This is a genomic window from Serratia quinivorans (assembly GCF_052113645.1).
In the GTDB taxonomy this organism is placed as follows: Bacteria; Pseudomonadota; Gammaproteobacteria; order Enterobacterales; family Enterobacteriaceae; genus Serratia; species Serratia quinivorans_B.
In genome coordinates, this window is sequence record NZ_JBIEIU010000014.1 from 13024 (window position 1) to 31920 (window position 18897).

Genomic DNA, 18897 nt, shown 5'->3' on the forward strand with positions numbered 1-18897 from the left:
CTCCTTAACTCTCGATTATTTAAAATGATTTTTCCATTTCCTGCGCGCGGGAAACTGCCGCCTGCATGGCTTTGGCCACGGTGGCCGGCAGCTGTTGCTCGTTGAATACCCGCAGTGCCTCGGCGGTGGTGCCGCCTTTGGAAGTCACCTGCTCACGCAAGGTCGACAATGGCGTCTCCGGGTTGGCTTCCACCAGCGCCGCGGCGCCGGAAGCCGCCTGTTGTACCAGTGCGCGGGCGGTCTGGCTGTCGAAGCCCATACGTTCGGCTTCCTGCTGCATGGCTTCCATAAACAGGAAGAAATAAGCCGGTGCGCTGCCCGCTGCGGCGATCACGCCGTTGATGCCATTTTCGTCATCCACCCAGCACACCTTGCCGACCGAGGCCATCAAATCGCTGGTGTAGTCGCGGTCCTGCTGGTTGACCTGCTGCGGTGCATACAGGCCGCTCATACCTTTGCCCACCAGCGATGGGGTGTTCGGCATGATGCGCACCAGGTTCAGCTTGTCGGCCAGCAGTTGGTAAAAACGGCTGACCTGAATGCCGGCTGCGATCGACAGCACCAGTTTGCCGCTGAAATCGATCTGATCGCGCAGCGGCTGGCAAACGTCCGCCATCATCTGCGGCTTAACCGCCAGCACAATAACATCGGCCGCGCGTGCGCAGGCAAGGTTGTCGCCGCTGCTGACGATACCGTAGTCGGCCGCCAGCGCATCGCGGTTTTTAGCCGAAGGCGCGCAGACGCTAATGGATTTGGCTGGGTAACCGCCCGCCACCAGGCCGGCGATGATGGCACGCGCCATGTTGCCGGCGCCAATAAAGGTAATCTTACGGTGTTGCATTAAAATTCCTCGTCAGTGTGTATCCCCGTCGTCTTGCAAGCAGCAGCCAGGCTACAACTTGAAAGCCATAGGGCAGGTTAAATCGCTGAATAATCACGAGCGCCAAAAATTGCGGTGCCGATACGCACCAGGGTGCTGCCTGCGGCAATGGCCGCCGCCATGTCATCGGTCATGCCCATCGACAGTGTATCCACCTGCGGATAATGCTGTTGCAGAGCCAGAAAGGCATCGCGCATCCGGCCGAACACCGCCAACTGGCTCTGGTAATCTGCTTGCGGAGCCGGAATGGCCATCAGCCCGCGTAACCGGACGTTTGGCAAGGCGACCACCGCCGCGGCCAACGCCGGCAATTCAGCCAGTACAATGCCAGATTTACTTGGCTCATCGCTGATATTTATTTGGATCAGAACGTTAAGCGGCGGCATGTCCGCCGGGCGCTGGTCGCTCAACCGCTGGGCGATGCGCAACCGATCGACGGTGTGGCACCAGGCGAAATGCTCCGCGACCAGCCGGCTCTTATTGGATTGCAAAGGACCGATAAAGTGCCAATCCAGCGTCGCGCCTTCCGGCTGCGCGGCGAAATGCTGAACTTTATCCACGCCTTCCTGAACATAGTTCTCGCCGAAGGCACGCTGGCCTGCCGCGATGGCTTCTGCGATCGCCGCCACAGGTTTGGTTTTACTCACTGCAAGCAGCGTCACTTCTTCTGGAGCACGAGCGCAGCCTTGAGCGGCCGTGACGATGCGGTGTCTGACATCCTGCAGATTCTGTTGGATAGTGCTCATTATTGACCCAGGAGATTGATATGGATATCGGTGAATTCGTGGCCCTTAGTGTAAAGCATAATGCTTCCGATCTGCACCTTTGTACGGGGCATCGGCCGATGTTGCGCATTGATGGTGAATTACAGCCCCTGGAAGGGGCGGAAAGACTGACCGAGACGAAGATGCACCGACTGTGCAGCGCGCTGTTGCAACCCCAGCAACGGCAGCAATTGCAACAGCAGGGGCAGCTTGATCTGGCACTGACGCTACCGGGCGATATCCGGTTGCGCGCCAATTTCTTTCTGCAAAGCCTTGGGGTCTCGGTTGCCATGCGGCTGATTGCCGGTAATTGTCCTACCTTGGCGGACCTGGGGGCGCCGGATATTCTCCCGGCGCTGATGAGAAGGGAGGATGGGTTGATCCTGGTGACCGGGGCGACCGGCAGCGGTAAATCCACTACCCTGGCGGCAATGATCGAGGACATCAATCAGCACCAGCGGCGACATATCCTGACGCTGGAAGATCCGATCGAGTTTATCCACCACAGTCGGCAATGTTTGATCCAGCAGCGTGAGCTGGGCCGCGACAGCCACAGTTTTGACGATGCACTTCGTGCTGCCCTACGTGAGGATCCGGATGTGATCTTGCTGGGGGAGCTGCGTGACACCACAACCATTCGGCTGGCGCTGACCGCCGCGGAAACCGGCCATCTGGTACTGGCGACGTTGCATACCCGCAGTGCGCCGCAGGCGGTGGATCGGTTGGTGGATGTTTTTCCAGCGGAACAAAAGCCCTATGTGCGCGCCCAACTGGCCGGCAGCCTGCAAGCGGTGATTGCGCAGAAACTGTTGAGCCGGGCCGGTGGCGGCAGGGTGGCAATTTTTGAGGTGCTGACGGCGACGGCGGCGGTCAGCAGCATGATCCGCGAGGGCAAAACTCATCAACTGGCTAACGTGCTGCAAACCGGCGGGCAGTCCGGTATGCAGACCTTTGAGCAAGGCCTGCAACAGCGGATCAGTGCGGGATTACTTGGCGGCGGGGAGGGGGCTTTGCGAAGGGATTAACCCAACTGCCGTTCGAACCAGCTTTCCAGAATAACCACCGCCGAGGCGGAGTCCACGCTGCCCTTGTCCAGCGCGCGGAAGCCGCCGCGGTCGAACAGGTTGGCGCGGGCTTCGACGGTGCTGAGACGCTCATCATGCAACGCGATTTGCACGCCAAAACGGCCGTGCAGGCGGTTGGCGAACTTGCGCGCTTGCTCGGTGACCAGCTGTTCGGTGCCGTCCATATTCAGCGGCAGGCCGACCACCACCAGATCCGGTTGCCACTCTTTCAGCAGCTTTTCGATCTTCTGCCAGTCCGGCGAGCCGTCCTGCGCTTTAAAAGCCGCCAGCGCGCGGGCGCTGCCGGTAAGCTCCTGACCAATGGCCGCGCCGATGCTTTTGGTGCCGAAATCGAAGGCGATAATGGTACGGTTGGTCATCAGGCGTGTCCTGCGTGGTTGGCAATGCTGCGGATATCGATGCCAAGGCGGTTGGCGGCCTCGCGCCAGCGGCTGGCGATCGGCGTATGGAACAAGATGTCGGTGTCGGCTTCAATGGTCAGCCAGGCGTTTTCCAACACCTCCTGTTCCAATTGGCCCTTTTCCCAGCCGGCATAGCCGAGCGCCACCAGTACCTCACCCGGCTGTTCCGGTGTGCCCAAGGTTTCCAGCACGTCTTTCGAGGTGGTGATCATGGTATCCGGCGAGATCTGAATACTGGAGCCGAAGCCCTTGCACGGCGTATGCAGGATAAAGCCGCGGTCGTCAGCCAACGGGCCACCGGCAAACACCGGTTTATCCAGGCTGATGGCCGGATCGCGCGCCTGTGGCATGATCTTCAGCTTGCTCAGTACCGTTTCCACCGTGAACTGTTCCACCGGTTTATTGATCACCAGGCCCATGGCGCCGTCTTCATTGTGCTCGCAGACATAAATCACCGAGCGTTTGAAGCGAGGATCCTGAAGTGATGGCATAGCGATAAGAAAATGGTGTTGTAAATTCATGGTGTTATTTAAGGTAATTGATTGGTGAGAAGTTAAACAGCCGCCAGTATGCGGCTATCCCCAACGCCTTTCAAGCCGCGACTCGCTTGACGCGGGCCGACAGCGTCATTCAGGGGGGCAGGATGGCGGGCGACGTCGTCGCCCGCATTGCGATTACTTCGCCGCCAGACGCTTTTCGATCGCGTCCATCAACATACCGGTAATGGAAACCGGGAAGGCCGCTTCTATTTCACGCGCACAGGTTGGGCTGGTGACGTTGATTTCAGTCAGTCGATCGCCAATCACGTCCAGGCCAACAAAGATCAGCCCTTTTTCTTTCAGCGTCGGGGCTACCGCACGTGCAATTTTCCAGTCGCTTTCGCTCAGTGGGCGTGCTTCACCACGGCCACCGGCCGCCAGGTTACCACGGGTCTCGCCCTGGGCCGGGATACGTGCCAGGCAGTAAGGCACCGGCTCACCGTCAACCACCAGAATGCGTTTATCGCCTTCCTTGATGGCCGGCAAGAAGTTCTGCGCCATGCAGAAACGGCTGCCGTGCTCGGTCAGGGTTTCAATAATCACCGACAGGTTAGGGTCGTCCTGCTTCACGCGGAAGATTGACGCGCCGCCCATGCCGTCCAGCGGCTTGAGGATGATGTCGCCGTGCTGCTGGTGGAATTTGCGGATGTGCGCCGCGCTGCGGCTGACCAGGGTATCCGGCGTCAATTCCGGGAACCAGGCGGTGAACAGCTTTTCGTTGCAGTCGCGCAGGCTCTGCGGCTTGTTGACCACCAGCGTGCCTTTGACCTCTGCGCGTTCCAGAATGTAGGTCGCGTAGATGTATTCGGTATCAAACGGCGGATCTTTACGCATCAGGATCACGTCCAGATCCTGCAGCGCCAGATCCTGCTCGCTGCCAAAGCTGAACCAGCTTTCTTTATCTTCCTTGACGCTCAGCAGGCGGGTGTGGGCGCGGCCGTCACCGGCGTGCAGATAGAGATCGTCCATCTCCATGTAGTGCAGTTCCCAGCCACGGCGCTGCGCTTCGAGCAGCATGGCGAAGCTGGTGTCTTTCTTGATATTGATGGAAGCGATAGGGTCCATCACGATGCCGAGCTTAATCATCTTTTCTCCTTTAACCCAGATCGCCGAAACGTACCTGCAAAGCGGTAATTGCGGTGAGCGCTGTGGTTTCTGTACGCAGAACGCGTGGCCCCAGCAGGATATCAGTAAATCCGTGGCCTGTGGTCATCGCAATTTCGTCGGCGGATAAACCGCCTTCCGGCCCAATCAGCAGGCGGACATGTTCCACCGGCAGCGGCAGGGTATTGATGCTGTGGCTGGCGCGGGGATGCAGGTTGAGTTTCAGGCTGCCATCTTGCTCGGCGCACCAGTCTTCCAGTTTCATCGCCTCGCGAATTTCCGGGATGCGGTTACGGCCACACTGTTCGCAGGCGGCGACGGCAATCTTTTGCCATTGCTGAATTTTTTTCGCCAGACGCTCGCCGTCCAACTTCACGCCGCAGCGCTCGGAAAACAGCGGGGTGATGACATTCACCCCAAGCTCGATGGATTTCTGAATGGTGAACTCCATCTTCTCACCGCGAGAAATCACCTGGCCCAAATGCAGATTGAGCGGCGACTCACGGTCTTCCAGTTGGCCGGCAGCGAGCCGCACCTGCACGTTTTTTTTGTCGACCTGGATGATCTCGGCGTCAAACACCTGGTTGCTGCCGTCGAAGAGCTGCAGCGCCTGACCGGCGCTCATGCGCAGTACACGCCCGATGTGGTTGGCGGCGTCTTCGCTTAAGAAGATTTCCGCATGGTCGATCAACGGCTGCGGGTGATAAATGCGGGGTATACGCATATGAATATTCGATCCTGACTCATGTGCAGTCATCAGTGCTGCAGCTTGAAAAAAAAGAGTATATACCCAAAGTAATTGAAGCTGCAGCAAGGCGGCAAGTGAGTGCATCCCGATGAGCTTACTTAAGTAAGTGATTCGGGGGCGCTCACGCAGTCAACACCGCTGCAGTTTTAAGTACGAAGGGGATTTAGCCCTTTCGTTGCTGGCAAGCCTGTTGAATATAGGGATTATGGTTGCCTTGTACCTTAGCGATGCGTGCCTCTCGCAGGCATTCCCACCGGCTGACCGGATACTGGCGGTTCCACACGTCGAAAAGCTGGGTCTGTTGGCGCGAAAGCCGCAGTTGATAACGGTCGCGCATATAAAAGTAGGTGCGGGCGATAGCGCCGCGAGCGCGGGCGGGCGGTTCGGCCTGCTTATTTTTGAAGTCCACTTTCATCGGACACTGGCCGTATTGACCCTCGCCGCCTCTCCACTGGCTGTACATGAAGTTATTGCGATCGCCATTCACTTCACCGATCGCCGGCTGCAGGTTGTGCAGGTCGGTTTCGATTCGGCGGTAGTCGGCGTCTTTGTTGCAGTTTTTGCGCCCCCCCTGTTGCCAGCACTGCAACTGGTGGCCGAACTGCCAGGCCGGTACCACATGTTCCCATTCGATACGCTGCGCGCGCTGGGCATTCTTACGTGGCTGATAGCCACAACTGTTCAGGTCGGGAATACCTTTCTTGCCCTGCCAGTCGATCCGGCAGCCGCAGTAGAAAGAACCGGGCGCATCCTGGTTGATTTTGGCCGCTGCCGCCTTGGCCTGAGAGAAATTATTGATACCCTGCGCCTGTGCGGCGCCCGCAGTGAAAACTACCATAAATAAAATTTTGCGAAGCATGTCCCAAAACGGCTCAAAATTGGAAAGGCAGGCAGGGTAGCGGAAGTTGACAGTCGTAGCAAACGACGATATTGGCTTGTTTTAACGTATAAATCGTTTCGCTAAATGGGCTCACCGGCAAAAAATTTCAGCTTGTCGCCACACTGGCGGCAGCGATATTCACTTTCTCCGCGCATCACCCTATTGTGGCGGCGCACGGTGAGCTGGTGCTGTTGGCAACTGCAGCGGTAGGGGTAGGTTTTGCTCTGCACCGAGGCAATCTCAAACTGGTGGGTGCGGCTGGCCGGAACCTGCAATACGCCTTCCATCATCCAGCGCCATTCGCGCCCATGCGGCGCCACGCGGCCAAACTGGCGGAACACCAACAGGTGTGCCAGCTCATGCGGCACCACTTCGTCGATAAACGGCTGCTGGTTTTCCATCAGCAATACCGGATTCAGCCGAATTTCCCAGGCTTGCAGCCAGGCGGTGCCCGCGCTGGTGCCGCGTTGCTGGTAAACGACTTTGGGTTCCGGGAACTCGACGGAAAAATGCTGACGCGCCAGCTGCAGTTTTTCACGCAGACTGCGCATCACTGCCTGTTGCAGCGCTATGGGGATTCTTACTTTGTTCATTGTGGCTAGCTTAAGCAATGGCACGGCGGCTGGCAATAAGACGAAAAACTAATTCATTTTCCGTCTGCCAGACAGGTTTTTTACCGCATTGATAACCCGATCGACGCTGATGGATTGTAATCAATGTGTTAACTGCGGGATAATAAACCGTACATCCTGAGTCCCTACCGTAGGGGACGAATATATTCGTCCCGATTGACGCGGGTGCAGTAGACATCGCCCCTATAAAGCAGAGGGTTATTATGCGATTTAGCGCAATAACCGACTGATTAAAAATACGTAAGGTAAGGGGAGTGTTTTGATGCGGCCTGCCCCGAGCCGGCTGAGTAAGTGTGAATTTAACGCAGCTGATGTTGCAAGTGAGAGATCAATGTCGAATAAACCGTTCCATTATCAAGATCCGTTCCCGCTGAAGAAAGACGATACCGAATACTATCTGTTAAGCCGCGACCACGTTTCCGTGAGCGAATTTGAAGGCCAGGAAGTTCTGAAAGTAGCCCCTGAAGCGTTAACCCTCCTTGCCCAACACGCGTTCCATGACGCCTCATTTATGCTGCGCCCGGCACACCAGCAACAGGTTGCCGATATCCTCAGCGATCCGGACGCCAGCGAAAACGACAAGTACGTTGCGCTGCAATTTTTGCGTAACTCAGAAATCGCCGCCAAGGGTATTTTGCCTACCTGCCAGGACACCGGCACTGCCATCATCGTCGGCAAAAAAGGTCAACGCGTCTGGACCGGCGGCGGTGACGAAGCCGCCTTGTCTCGCGGGGTGTACAACACCTTTATCGAAGATAACCTGCGTTATTCACAAAACGCCGCGCTGGATATGTACAAAGAGGTCAACACCGGCAGCAACCTGCCGGCGCAGATCGATCTCTACAGCGTCGACGGTGAAGAATACAAATTCCTGTGCATCGCCAAGGGCGGCGGTTCAGCCAACAAAACTTACCTCTATCAGGAAACCAAAGCGCTGCTGTCACCGGGCAAGCTGAAGGATTATCTGGTCGAGAAAATGCGCACGCTGGGCACCGCTGCTTGCCCGCCGTACCACGTGGCATTCGTTATCGGTGGCACCTCGGCCGAAGCGACGCTGAAAACCGTGAAACTGGCGTCGACCAAATACTACGATGGCCTGCCGACCGAAGGTAACGAACACGGCCAGGCATTCCGCGACGTAGCGCTGGAAGAAGAATTGCTGAAAGAAGCGCAGAACCTGGGGTTGGGCGCGCAGTTTGGCGGTAAATACTTTGCGCACGACGTTCGCGTGGTGCGTCTGCCGCGTCATGGCGCATCCTGCCCGGTGGGCATGGGGGTTTCCTGCTCCGCTGACCGTAACATCAAGGGCAAGATCAACCGTGACGGCATCTGGCTGGAGAAGCTGGAGCATAACCCGGGCAAATTTATCCCGCAGGAGCTTCGTCAGGCCGGAGAAGGCGAGGCGATCAAGATCGATCTCAACCGTCCAATGGCCGATATCCTCAAACAGCTGTCGCAATACCCGGTATCTACCCGCCTGTCGTTGAGCGGCACCATCATCGTGGGCCGTGATATCGCGCACGCCAAGCTGAAAGAGCGTCTGGACAACGGCGAAGGTTTGCCGCAGTACGTCAAGGATCACCCGATTTACTACGCCGGCCCGGCCAAAACGCCGGACGGTTATGCATCGGGTTCGCTGGGGCCAACGACGGCCGGGCGTATGGATTCTTATGTTGACCTGTTGCAGTCCCATGGTGGCAGCATGATCATGCTGGCGAAGGGCAACCGCAGCCAGCAAGTGACCGATGCCTGTCACAAGCACGGCGGCTTCTACCTCGGTAGCATCGGTGGCCCGGCGGCCGTACTGGCGCAACAGAGCATCAAGAGCCTGACCTGTGTGGAATACCCGGAGCTGGGCATGGAAGCGATCTGGAAAATCGAAGTGGAAGATTTCCCGGCGTTTATTCTGGTGGATGATAAGGGCAATGACTTCTTCCAGGAGATCCAGGCTGGCCAGTGTTCTCGCTGCGTGAAGTAACAGCATCGAAAGGATTTGCCGCCCGCAGTGGGGCGGCAAATTTCAGGTTTTATCAACCCCTGTGTAAATTCCTGTAGCCGGCTGGACGCCACCTTTTAACCTGTATACCCTACGCGCAAAGCAGTAACACTCGCATAAAGGCTTATTTGGAACAGAAGGTTCGGCAAACATATGGAAACGCAGGAAAATCATATCAGGGAATTGCTGGTCTGGATTGAAGAAAACCTGACCAATCCATTGTCATTGGATATCGTTTCTGCCAAATCAGGCTACTCGAAATGGTATCTGCAGCGGATGTTCAAACAGCAGACCAATTTGTCGCTGGCTTCCTATATTCGCGCTCGCCGCTTGTATCTCGCCGCCTTCGCTTTGCGTTTCACGCAGAAGAGCATCATTGATATTTCCGTAGAATATCAATTCGATAACCAACAAACTTTCTCCCGCTGTTTCAAGAAACACTTTGCTGAATCTCCCAGCGTTTACCGCCATGCGCGCAAGCAGGACTTCAGCCATCTGGTTCGTTCGCTGTCCGCAGGCCAACCCGGTGATATTCAGGTCGATCGCGTTAACGTCGCCAAGGGCCAGTACGCCATCAGGGGGAAAAGTTTCTCTTACCATCTGAACATTGCTGAGCTGGATAAGTCGCATTTGCATATCCGCAGCAAAATCAAAGAGACGTTCTATACGCTGCTGGGTGGTCGTCCTGAGTTGACCTACGCGTTTACCCAGCTGATACCGGACGGGGAACGGGTGAGGGTGGACTACGCTCTGGGCGTTGCCGCGGACTGCCCGGTCAGCGAGGGGAGCGACCTTGAGCCGTTACCGGACATCGACGGTGATTTTTGCCGTTTTTGCTACTCCGGCAAGCCGGTGGCCCTGAACGACCATATCGTGCAAATTTATACCCAGATCTTGCCGAAGCTGGGACTGGCCCGCCGGGTGGGGCCTGACCTGACGATGTTCAACTATTCACTGAACGGGCGGGAGGAGCTGCATCTTGAGCTCCAGCATCTGGTTCCGGTGATCCCTCTTGGCTGAGTGGCCGGGCGGAGGTGGTGCGGTTTTTCTGCTGCACGATATCGGCCATCACCGCCAGCGCGATTTCCGCCGGGGTTTTGCTGCCTAACGGCAGGCCGATCGGGGCATGAATACGCTCCAGCTCCTGCGGGGTGAATTCGGCAATTTGTTGCAGGCGTTGACGGCGACGCGCGCTGTTGCGCAGTGATCCCATGGCGCCGATATAAAATGCCGGAGTGTGGATCGCCTCCATCAGCGTCAGATCGTCCATGCGCGGATCGTGGGTCAGCGCCACAATCGCGGTATTGGCGTGGCAACCGCCGTCTTCAATAAATTTGGCCGGGAACTGGCGCAGCAGCGTTATGTTGGATCTCAGCTGCGACGCGAAATTATCCAGCGCCTCCGGGCGGTTCTCACACACCAACACTTCAAACCCCAATGAGCTGGCGAAATCGGCGCAGTACAACGCCACGCTGGAAAGACCGGCAATCAGCAAACGTGGCGCGGCGGCGATATGCAGGGTAATTTGCGGGCCACGGCGTTCCACCTGGGTGGCGCTGGCAAAATCAGTCAACGTCAGGCTGCCGCAGGCATCGGGCAGGGTCAGACGTTTGACCAGCGCATGGTGTCCGTTTAGCGCCCCCGAAAGGGTTGCCAGATAAGCCACACTGTCGTCGCCCGCCGGCAGGTATTCAATCAGCACCTCCAGCACGCCCCCGCAGGGCAGCGCCACGTTGGGCTCCAGGCCGCCTTCGCCGTAACGGATCACCTGGCTGGCAGCCTGATACTCCCCGTCCGCCAGACGCCGCAGAAAGTCTTCTTCTACGCAACCGCCCGACAGCGAACCGCAGTAATGCCCATCCTGCGTGGCGGCCAGCAGCGCCCCCGGCGATCGCGGTGAGGAGCCGTAGGTGCTCAGGACGGTGCACAGCCACACCGGTTGTTGTTTCAGCCAGTTTATCGCCTGGCTGACCACGGTGATATCGAGATGTTGCATAGATGAGTTACTCGCTGACCGGTAGCTGTGACGGAAGATCTATATCCTGCACGACAGTGGGTTGATCAAGATAAAGCCAGTGTACCGACTGCCCTTTAAGCAGATCGCGTGCGCCATTATCGCCACGTAATTGGCCAAGTTGTTTGCGCAATAGAGCGGAAAAGCCCACCGGGTGGCCCGGCTGCTGCTCAAAACGGGGGCGGACAATGGCGTGGTGCTGTAACGCGGTAGCCACCTGCTGGAAAACCGCCGGGGTAACGAACGGCATATCCGCCAAATGGACCAACCAGCCTTGCCAATGCGGCGTGGCGTTGACGCCGGCAGCGATGGAGTCGCCAAGGCCGGCGCTGGCCAACAGCGTGACCGGCACCTGATAGGTGGCGCAGATCTGTTGTACCTCGAGGTTGTCCGGCCGGGTGACCACCCATATCGGCAGGCCGGACGCCAACGTCTGACGCAGCGTTTGTTCAAATAGCGAGCGTTGACGGCCTGCGCGATCCGCAAACTCTGCATTTAATTTATTGCCTGTGCCACCGGCCTGAGAGAAACGTTCCCCACGTCCGGCGGCGGCGATCACTATGCCTGTTGTCATCTTACCCGCCCGAATTTGCGCAACTTCTAATTACCTTACTAAAAATATGTGTTGTTTAGATGTGTTTTTATTGAAAATCGAATGTTAATCATCACATAATTTTGGTTATAAGCATATGCTTATGACGTCTACGGCAAGGTCGTCAGCGTTTGCGCAACACCACCGCTGAACACAAAATTACAATAAAGATGCAAAGGACTTTTTATGAGCAATTTCAACCCGTCGCGGCGTCGCTTTATCAAAAGCGCCGTGATAGCGGGGGTCTCCGTGTACCTCGCGCCACTGTACAGCCGTGCCTATGCCGCGCTGTTTGAGCAAAAAATCCTCCAGTCCCCGAACTGGGATGCCCATGAAAAACGTATACGTTTTCGCATCGATGGCCGCGCTAAAGTCATGGGGCAGAAGGTGTTTGCCCGTGATATTCGCGCGGTCGACATGCCGCACTGGCCGCAGCAGCAGGCGCACGCTTTTATTCTGCGAGTGACCCAGGCAGACAAGCTGTTCGAGGGTATCGATCTCTCGTTGCTGGGGGACAATCTGCAGCCCGATCGGTTAGTGACCGCCGAGGATTTGGCGCGCGACGGCCTGGCCTTCCCGGCATTCTATGGCGACGACATGCTGCTGCCGATCGGTAAAACTCCGGCTTACCTGGGGCAAGCGGTGGCGATCCTGATTTATCACGATTTTGCCCGTTTCCGCTTCGCCAAAGACAAGCTGAAATTCCGCGACGAGACGATTAAATACGGGGCGGAAACCGGTCCGCTGCAGCGCGATCCCTGGGGCACTTTCCGTTATGTGCGAGTGGGGGGCGATAAGCCGTTCGATGATGACCGTTTCTCCAGTCTGAAAGATACCCCGATTTTCCCGGTTTCGATGAAGAAGCATCTGCCGGTTTGGCCGGAGGGCCGCGAAGGCGGCAAGCTGGATCAGGAAGGCATGTATTACGCCGGAATGATTGCCGATGAACTGCAAACGCCGCCGGAAGATTGGTTGGTGATGTCGCGCCGCTATACCACGCAGTCCGTCGATACCTCCGCGCTGGAACCGGACAATGCCAACGGCTGGTTTGATGCCGAAACGCAAACTCTGCATCTGGTGGTGCCGACCCAGTCGCCGCAGGAAGTGGCCGACGAAATGCCGCGCATGCTGGCGAAACGCAACCCGCCGGTCAAACAGCTGATCCTGCACCCGTGCTATACCGTCGGTTACGGTTCGAAAGATCACTTTAACTTCCCGTATTACGGCGCGGTGGCGGCGATGTACGGCGACGGGCACCCGGTACGCCTGGCCAATGACCGTTTCGAACAGTTCCAAACCGCATTAAAACGCCACGCCTTCGATATGAATTACCGCATTGCGGTGAACCGGCAAACCGGCGTGTTGCAGTCTTTCCATGGTGAAATGACGGCAGACGGCGGTGGCCGCAGCAACTTTACGCCATCGGTGGTGATGGTGGCGGCAACCGCAGCGCAGTCGATTTACTACTTCCCGAAAAGCGATTTGTCTGCGGTGGGGTTGGCTTCGCGAGCCATCGATGCGGGGTCGGCCCGAGGTTACGGCACGCTGCAAAGCATGGCCGCCACCGAGATGATGGTCGATGAGCTGGCTGCCGAGCTGAAGATTGACCCGATTGAATTCCGTTTGCGCAACGTTCTGAAATCCGGCATGAAAAACACTCAGGGTGCCATTCCGGCCGGGGCCATTCGCGCCGATGAAGTGCTGGAGAAGGCCGCGAAGCATGAAATGTGGCTGCAACGAGCCCAACGTAAGGCGGAGTTTGAAAGCCGGCATCCGGGTAAACGCTATGGCGTTGGTTTCGGCTGTGTACAAAAAGACTTCGGTACCGGTGCCGAGACCTCTTTCGCCCGCGTCGAACTGGGGGTAGACGGACGCATTATGCTGCATCACAGCGGTGCCGAGATGGGGACCGGTATGTCGACCTCCCAATCGGTACTGTGCGCGCAGTGGCTGGGGAAACCGGCGGATGAGGCGCACTTCTCGGTGACCGACTGGTCAGTGCTGCCGATGGTCACCAGCGGCGATCCTTACGTTATGTCGCAGGCCGAGCAGGACCGGTTGCAAACCAACCCGGCCTGGACGCCAAGCTATTGTTCACCTTCCAGCGCCAGCAACTCGGCGTTTTATTTCTCCCACAGTACGCGTGAAGCGGCGCGGCTGATATTCGATCACGGCCTGTGGCCGGCGGCGATGGCCATTTGGCAATCCGGCCCTGGTGGCGGCCAGGCGGCACCATTGGTGGTGCGGCGAGAAGATGCACGTTGGGTGGAAGGGGGATTGACCGCTGCCGGTCTGGAAGTGCTGAGTCTGGCGCGGTTGGCAAAACAACTTTACCAGATGGGCGGCATCACCGGCGCGGCAGTCCACGTATTCAACCGCTGGCAGTGGGCGGAAGCGGACTTTACCCTGGGCGGTCAAAGCGAACGTCTGCCGATTGACGGGCTGGCGGTGCGCAATGCCGGCGGCGAGTTCAAAACGCTGCCGCGCAGCCAGGCTTATTATCCGCCGACCCAACGTAATAACGCGGCGGTGACCTATTACAGCGCTGTCGGTACCCTGGCGGAAGTGGCGGTGGATATCGCCACCGGCCAGGTGGAACTGCTGAACCACCATTCGATCATGGAGTGCGGCAACCTGATTGTACCGGAGCTGGTTTCCGGCCAATTGCAGGGCGGGCTGGCGATGGGCATTGGCCATGCGCTGCACGAATATTTACCGCTGTACGAAGACGGGCCCGGTAACGGCACCTGGAACTTTAACCGTTACCACCTGCCGCGTGCCAGCGATGTGGCGGTCTGGAAACAGACCGATGACATCCTGCCCGCGCTGTCAGAAACCGATCCGCCAAAAGGCATGGCCGAAGTGGTGATGATCCCGGTGGTCGCCGCGCTGGTCAACGCCATCGCTGACGCCACTGGCCACCGTTTCCGTGATTTGCCCGTTCGTGCAGAAAATATTCGTGAGGTATTACAATGAGCATCAAAACCCAGCCGATTTCCCTGACCATCAACGATAAGCAATACGGCCCGATCGACGTGCCGGAAGGGCTGATGATGATCGACTTCCTGCACGAATATCTCGATCTGACCGGCTCGCGCCTTGGCTGCGGACAGGGCATCTGTCACGCCTGCGTAGCGATTGTCGATCACCCCAGCGGCACCAGTGAAGAAGTGCGTACCTGCATCACCGGCGCGCATTTCTTCAGCGGTAAAAAAGTACGTACCGTTGAAGGGCATGCCAAGGTGGACGAACAGGGCGAAGTGGTGGAGTTATCGCCTATCCAACAGGCATTTCTGGAGCATTACAGCTTCCAGTGCGGCTACTGCACGCCGGGCTTTGTCAACGCTGCCACCATTTTTGTGGAAAAGCTCAAGCGTGAGCCAATTGCCCGCGAGCAGCTCGAAAGCGCCATCGAGCAGGCGCTGGACAGCCATATCTGCCGCTGTACCGGTTATGTTCGCTACTACGAAGCGGTACGCGACGTGGTGCTCAAAACCCCAGGCCTGGTGAAGGAGACGGCGCAATGAAAAAACGTCTCGCACTGTTGATCCTGCTGGTGGTGATTATCGTCATCGCCCTATTGTGGTGGCGCGAAAACCGCCAGTACGATGGCCCGGTGCAGCGGGTGACCGCCAGCACTGAACAGGTTGCCCGGGGGCGCTATCTGGCTCAGGCCGCCGATTGTGCCGCCTGTCATACCGCCAGCGGTGGCGCCCCGTTGGCCGGAGGCTACCCGCTGGATACGCCGTTCGGCACTCTCTATGGCAGCAACCTGACGCCTTCGGCCGATCATGGCATTGGTCGCTGGACCAAGGACGACTTCTTCCTGGCGCTGACCCAGGGGGTGGCACCGGGCGGCCGTCATCTGTACCCGGCGATGCCTTATACCTCGTATAAAGGGATTTCACGGCAGGATGCCGATGACATCTATGCCTATCTGATGACCCGTCCGGCGGTGGATGTTGCCATTCCGGAAAACGAGATGCCGTTCCCGTTTAACCAACGCATGGCGCTGATTGGCTGGAATCTGCTGTTCCGCAGCCAGGATCCGTTGCCGACCAGTTCGCAGGGCAATTCGGCGCAGTGGCAACGTGGCCGTTATTTGGCGGATACGCTTGGCCACTGTGGGGAATGTCACACGCCGCGCGGCATGCTGGGGCAGATGGATCTTGGCAAACCGATGCAGGGGGGCGCTTTGGGGCGCTTTATGGCCCCGGATATCACGCCACACGGGTTGGCGCAGCGTGGCTGGACGCCGGAGGATCTGCACCGTTTCCTCGCGACCGGTATGGCACCGCAAGGCTCCGCTTTCAGCGAAATGCATATGGTGGTGGATCTCAGCACCCGTCACCTGACGCCGGAAGACGGTCAGGCACTGGCGACCTATTTGATGGGTGAGCAACCGCCGGCCGCCGTGCCGGTCAATATCGGCCAGGGCAGCGATGCCGGGCGCATCAGCTATCTGGATCAGTGTTCCGGCTGTCATGCACGGGAAGGTGAGGGCAAACCGCACGTGGCGGTGGCGATGCGGGATAACGCTACGCTGCGCCAACTGGACGCTAAAAACCTGATTGTCTCGGTGCTGGATGGCTTACCGGCGCAGCAATTCCCCAACGGCGAAAGCATGCAGAGTATGCCGGCCTTTGGCGAACGGCTGGATGATGCGCAGGTGGCGGAGCTGGTGAACTATCTGCGAGTGACCTGGGGTGGGTTGCCGGCGGATGTCACTGCCGAGCAGGTCAAAGCACTGCGTAAGTAAGCCTCAGGGCAACGGTAAAGGCTCGGTGTATGGATGCACCGAGCCTTTGGTGATTGAACTAGCGGTTATCTGCCGGGGGGTCACCCAAGAGCGGCATCCCTTCATCATCCCAGTCCAGTGATTTGATGCGCGCATGACGGTTTGGGTCGTAGAGCGGATCGCCCTCGATTTCAGTGTAATTACGGGCATGGTAAACCAATAGGTCCCGCCCTTGTTCATCAAGGGTAAAACTGTTGTGTCCGGGGCCGAATTGACGGTTTTTAACGCTGGTGCGGAATATTGGCTGATCGACCTTATGCCATTGGGCTGCATCGGTAATATCGCTATCGATATCGGCCCACAGCAGGCCGAGGCAGTAATTCTCGTCGGTAGCGCTGGCGGAATAGCTGATAAATATCTTTTGGCCATGGGTAATCACCGCCGGCCCTTCATTTACCCAGAAACCGACGGTTTCCCACGGGAGTTCTGGTTGGCTCAGCATCACCGGCCGGCCCTTTAACGTCCAGGGGTTTTCCATCTCTGCCAGGTACAAATTAGAGTTGCCGTGAATGGCCGGATCCTTCTGCGCCCAGAGATAAAAATGTTTGCCCTGATGAACGAAATGGGTGGCATCGAGTGAAAAACTGTCCATGTGGCTGTAAATCCGTCCTTTTTCCACCCAATCCCCGGTCAATGGATTGGCTGCACTGCATTCCAGAGCGAACATGCGGTGCTGGAACAGCCCATCGACGATATCGGGGCTGTGAGCGGCAGCGAAGTACAAATACCATTTTCCGTCGATAAAATGCAGCTCCGGTGCCCAGATTAAATGGCTCATCGGCCCTTGTTCCGGCTTTCGCCACACCACCGTCGCGGCAGCCTGCGATAACTCCTTGAGGCTACGCGCACGCCGAAGCTCTAATCGATCATATTCCGGCACGGAGGCGGTGAAATAGTAATAGCCATCGCTGTGGCGCAATATAAAGGGATCTGCCCGCTGTTCAATCAAAGGGTTAGGGTAAGTGCACATGGTGGAGTCCTTACGGGTGTCTGGTTTCAAGTTGCTGTTCACGGTAATCGGTTAGCTCCTGGTAATTGACACGTCGTTTTTCCAGATCGATTTGAATCTGACGCATCATTTGGCGATCCACTTTCAGCAGGCGCACGACACCGGCAGTGATCAGATAACCGATCCCCGGGATCACGGTGAACAACAGTACGATGCTATTGAGTGCACTAGCGCTTTGGTTGACCGCATCGGCCTGATAGCCCGACAGTGACATCAGGAAGCCGACCATGGCACCGGCAACCGCCAGCCCGACTTTAAGGAAGAACAAATTGCCGGAGAAGCTGATACCGGTGATGCGTTTACCGGTTTTCCATTCGCCGTAATCGTCCACGTCGGCCATTAACGACCAGTGCAGCGGTGACGGGATTTGGTGCAGTATATTCAGCAGGAAGTAGGCCACGACGATCAGCGTAGTCATCTGCGGGTTGAAGAAGTAAAAGCCACAGGAAAACGCCGCCAGCAAGATATTGGTCCAAAAGAACACTTTCAGTTTACAGAAGCGATCGGTCAGGGGTTTCGCCAGCGCGCTGCCTATCATCATGCCGACCACGCCGAGTGCAATAAACAGGCTGGCGAACGAGGCCGATTGTTGCATGACGTAGGTAACGTAATACATGGTGGCGGCCATGCGGATAAAACCGGGGCATACGTTGCAAAAAGTCAGCAGGAGAATGCGCACCCACTGATCGTTTTTCCACACGTCCCGCAGATCGGATTTAAGCGCGTCATGAGTCGGCACCGCCGGGCGGATGCGTTCTTTGACCGTGGCAAAGCAAAACAGGAACATAAACAGAGCGATTAACGCGAGCACCCCCATCGCCATTTGATACCCACGCGCCTTGTTTGCCCCGCCAAACCATTCCGCCATTGGCAACAGTGTCAGGGACAGGATCAGCGTGGCGATGCCAACCAGGATAAAACGGTATGACTGACAGGATACCCGTTCATGCGGATCAGCGGTGAGCACGCCGCCCAGTGAACAGTAGGGGATATTGATTGCCGTATAGGTCAGCGACATCAGGAAGTAAGTGGCGAAGGCGTAAACCACTTTGCTGTTGTAACCCCATTCCGGCGTCGTAAACATCAACACGCTAAATAATACATAGGGCAGCGAGATCCACAGCAACCAGGGGCGGAAGCGGCCCCAGCGGCTTTGGGTGCGGTCGGCGATTGCGCCCATAATCGGATCGGTGACGGCATCCAGTACGCGAACCGACAACAGCAAAATGCCGACCAGCGCAGGAGTCAGACCGTAAATGTCGGTGTAGAAATAGTTGAGGAACAGCATAATCGCGCCGCCGATCATGTTGCAGCCGGCATCTCCCATGCCATAGCCAATCTTTTCTTTTATCGATAGGGCATTGCTCTTCATGGACATTTTCTCCGAACCGGCAGGATCTGACTGAGTGGTCACGATTATTGTCCCGGTTGGCGGCGAGTTATCAGAAGTTAATG

Annotated in this window: 18 protein-coding genes; 6 read left to right on the top strand and 12 right to left on the bottom strand. The window is 57.3% G+C overall.

The features are described from left to right. Positions 1-19: 19 nt before the first annotated feature. Both proC and ACGS9J_RS21755 read right to left on the bottom strand, forming a co-directional pair. Positions 20-841, bottom strand: coding sequence for a pyrroline-5-carboxylate reductase (gene proC, locus ACGS9J_RS21750; RefSeq protein WP_442232831.1), 822 nt, complete (start codon positions 839-841; stop codon positions 20-22). A 77-nt stretch (positions 842-918) separates the two neighbouring features. After that, complete coding sequence (locus ACGS9J_RS21755) at positions 919-1626, bottom strand: YggS family pyridoxal phosphate-dependent enzyme (protein WP_442232832.1); 708 nt, start codon at positions 1624-1626, stop codon at positions 919-921. A gap of 20 nt (positions 1627-1646) precedes the next feature. On the opposite strand from ACGS9J_RS21755, the gene ACGS9J_RS21760 reads away from it, so the two are divergent. After that, entirely contained in the window at positions 1647-2669 is a 1023-nt protein-coding gene (locus tag ACGS9J_RS21760) for a type IV pilus twitching motility protein PilT (RefSeq protein ID WP_442232833.1), read from the top strand. Here the strand turns inward: ACGS9J_RS21760 and ruvX are convergent. From ruvX to ACGS9J_RS21790, 6 genes are all read right to left on the bottom strand, one after another. Beyond that, positions 2666-3088 (bottom strand): Holliday junction resolvase RuvX, encoded by a 423-nt coding sequence (gene ruvX, locus ACGS9J_RS21765; RefSeq protein WP_012146730.1) that lies wholly within the window; start codon positions 3086-3088, stop codon positions 2666-2668. The two genes, ACGS9J_RS21760 and ruvX, sit on opposite strands and share 4 nt — an antisense overlap. Further along, on the bottom strand, positions 3088-3651 hold the full coding sequence (locus tag ACGS9J_RS21770; RefSeq protein WP_442232834.1) for a YqgE/AlgH family protein: 564 nt from the start codon (positions 3649-3651) through the stop codon (positions 3088-3090). The genes ruvX and ACGS9J_RS21770 overlap by 1 nt, the downstream gene beginning before the upstream one ends. Positions 3652-3804: 153 nt before the next feature. Further along, a complete protein-coding gene (gene gshB / locus ACGS9J_RS21775) occupies positions 3805-4755 on the bottom strand; it encodes a glutathione synthase (protein ID WP_442232835.1) in 951 nt (316 codons plus the stop codon). A gap of 10 nt (positions 4756-4765) precedes the next feature. After that, positions 4766-5497 carry a 16S rRNA (uracil(1498)-N(3))-methyltransferase gene (gene rsmE, locus ACGS9J_RS21780; protein ID WP_442232836.1) on the bottom strand — a complete coding sequence of 244 codons (732 nt, stop codon included), beginning with the start codon at positions 5495-5497 and terminating at the stop codon, positions 4766-4768. Between the two features lie 187 nt (positions 5498-5684). Beyond that, on the bottom strand, positions 5685-6380 hold the full coding sequence (gene endA, locus ACGS9J_RS21785) for a deoxyribonuclease I (protein ID WP_442232837.1): 696 nt from the start codon (positions 6378-6380) through the stop codon (positions 5685-5687). A gap of 101 nt (positions 6381-6481) precedes the next feature. Then, the gene (locus ACGS9J_RS21790) at positions 6482-6994 is read right to left on the bottom strand and encodes a SprT family zinc-dependent metalloprotease (RefSeq protein WP_442232838.1); all 513 of its coding nucleotides are present in this window, start codon (positions 6992-6994) and stop codon (positions 6482-6484) included. 370 nt (positions 6995-7364) lie between these two features. Here ACGS9J_RS21790 and fumA point away from each other — a divergent pair, with 370 nt between their 5' ends. Then, a complete protein-coding gene (fumA, locus tag ACGS9J_RS21795; RefSeq protein WP_442232839.1) occupies positions 7365-9011 on the top strand; it encodes a class I fumarate hydratase FumA in 1647 nt (548 codons plus the stop codon). 171 nt (positions 9012-9182) lie between these two features. Continuing rightward, entirely contained in the window at positions 9183-10049 is an 867-nt protein-coding gene (locus tag ACGS9J_RS21800; RefSeq protein ID WP_442232840.1) for a helix-turn-helix domain-containing protein, read from the top strand. Here the strand turns inward: ACGS9J_RS21800 and ACGS9J_RS21805 are convergent. Both ACGS9J_RS21805 and ACGS9J_RS21810 read right to left on the bottom strand, forming a co-directional pair. Next, on the bottom strand, positions 9973-11025 hold the full coding sequence (locus ACGS9J_RS21805) for an XdhC family protein (RefSeq protein ID WP_442232841.1): 1053 nt from the start codon (positions 11023-11025) through the stop codon (positions 9973-9975). The two genes, ACGS9J_RS21800 and ACGS9J_RS21805, sit on opposite strands and share 77 nt — an antisense overlap. 7 nt (positions 11026-11032) lie before the next feature. Beyond that, positions 11033-11617 (bottom strand): nucleotidyltransferase family protein, encoded by a 585-nt coding sequence (locus ACGS9J_RS21810; RefSeq protein WP_442232842.1) that lies wholly within the window; start codon positions 11615-11617, stop codon positions 11033-11035. 204 nt (positions 11618-11821) lie between these two features. Here ACGS9J_RS21810 and ACGS9J_RS21815 point away from each other — a divergent pair, with 204 nt between their 5' ends. From ACGS9J_RS21815 to ACGS9J_RS21825, 3 genes are read left to right on the top strand one after another with little or no spacing between them, the layout of a single operon-like run. After that, a complete protein-coding gene (locus ACGS9J_RS21815; RefSeq protein ID WP_442232843.1) occupies positions 11822-14611 on the top strand; it encodes a xanthine dehydrogenase family protein molybdopterin-binding subunit in 2790 nt (929 codons plus the stop codon). Then, positions 14608-15162: a (2Fe-2S)-binding protein gene (locus ACGS9J_RS21820; RefSeq protein ID WP_209637516.1), complete on the top strand. Its 555-nt coding sequence runs from the start codon at positions 14608-14610 to the stop codon at positions 15160-15162. Before ACGS9J_RS21815 ends, ACGS9J_RS21820 begins: the two co-directional genes overlap by 4 nt. Continuing rightward, positions 15159-16394 carry a c-type cytochrome gene (locus ACGS9J_RS21825; RefSeq protein ID WP_442232844.1) on the top strand — a complete coding sequence of 412 codons (1236 nt, stop codon included), beginning with the start codon at positions 15159-15161 and terminating at the stop codon, positions 16392-16394. The genes ACGS9J_RS21820 and ACGS9J_RS21825 overlap by 4 nt, the downstream gene beginning before the upstream one ends. A gap of 58 nt (positions 16395-16452) precedes the next feature. Here ACGS9J_RS21825 and ACGS9J_RS21830 read toward each other — a convergent pair whose 3' ends face one another. Continuing rightward, on the bottom strand, positions 16453-17403 hold the full coding sequence (locus tag ACGS9J_RS21830; protein ID WP_442232845.1) for a glycoside hydrolase family 43 protein: 951 nt from the start codon (positions 17401-17403) through the stop codon (positions 16453-16455). Positions 17404-17413: 10 nt separating this feature from the next. Continuing rightward, positions 17414-18814 carry a glycoside-pentoside-hexuronide (GPH):cation symporter gene (locus ACGS9J_RS21835; protein WP_442232891.1) on the bottom strand — a complete coding sequence of 467 codons (1401 nt, stop codon included), beginning with the start codon at positions 18812-18814 and terminating at the stop codon, positions 17414-17416. Positions 18815-18897 lie beyond the last annotated feature (83 nt).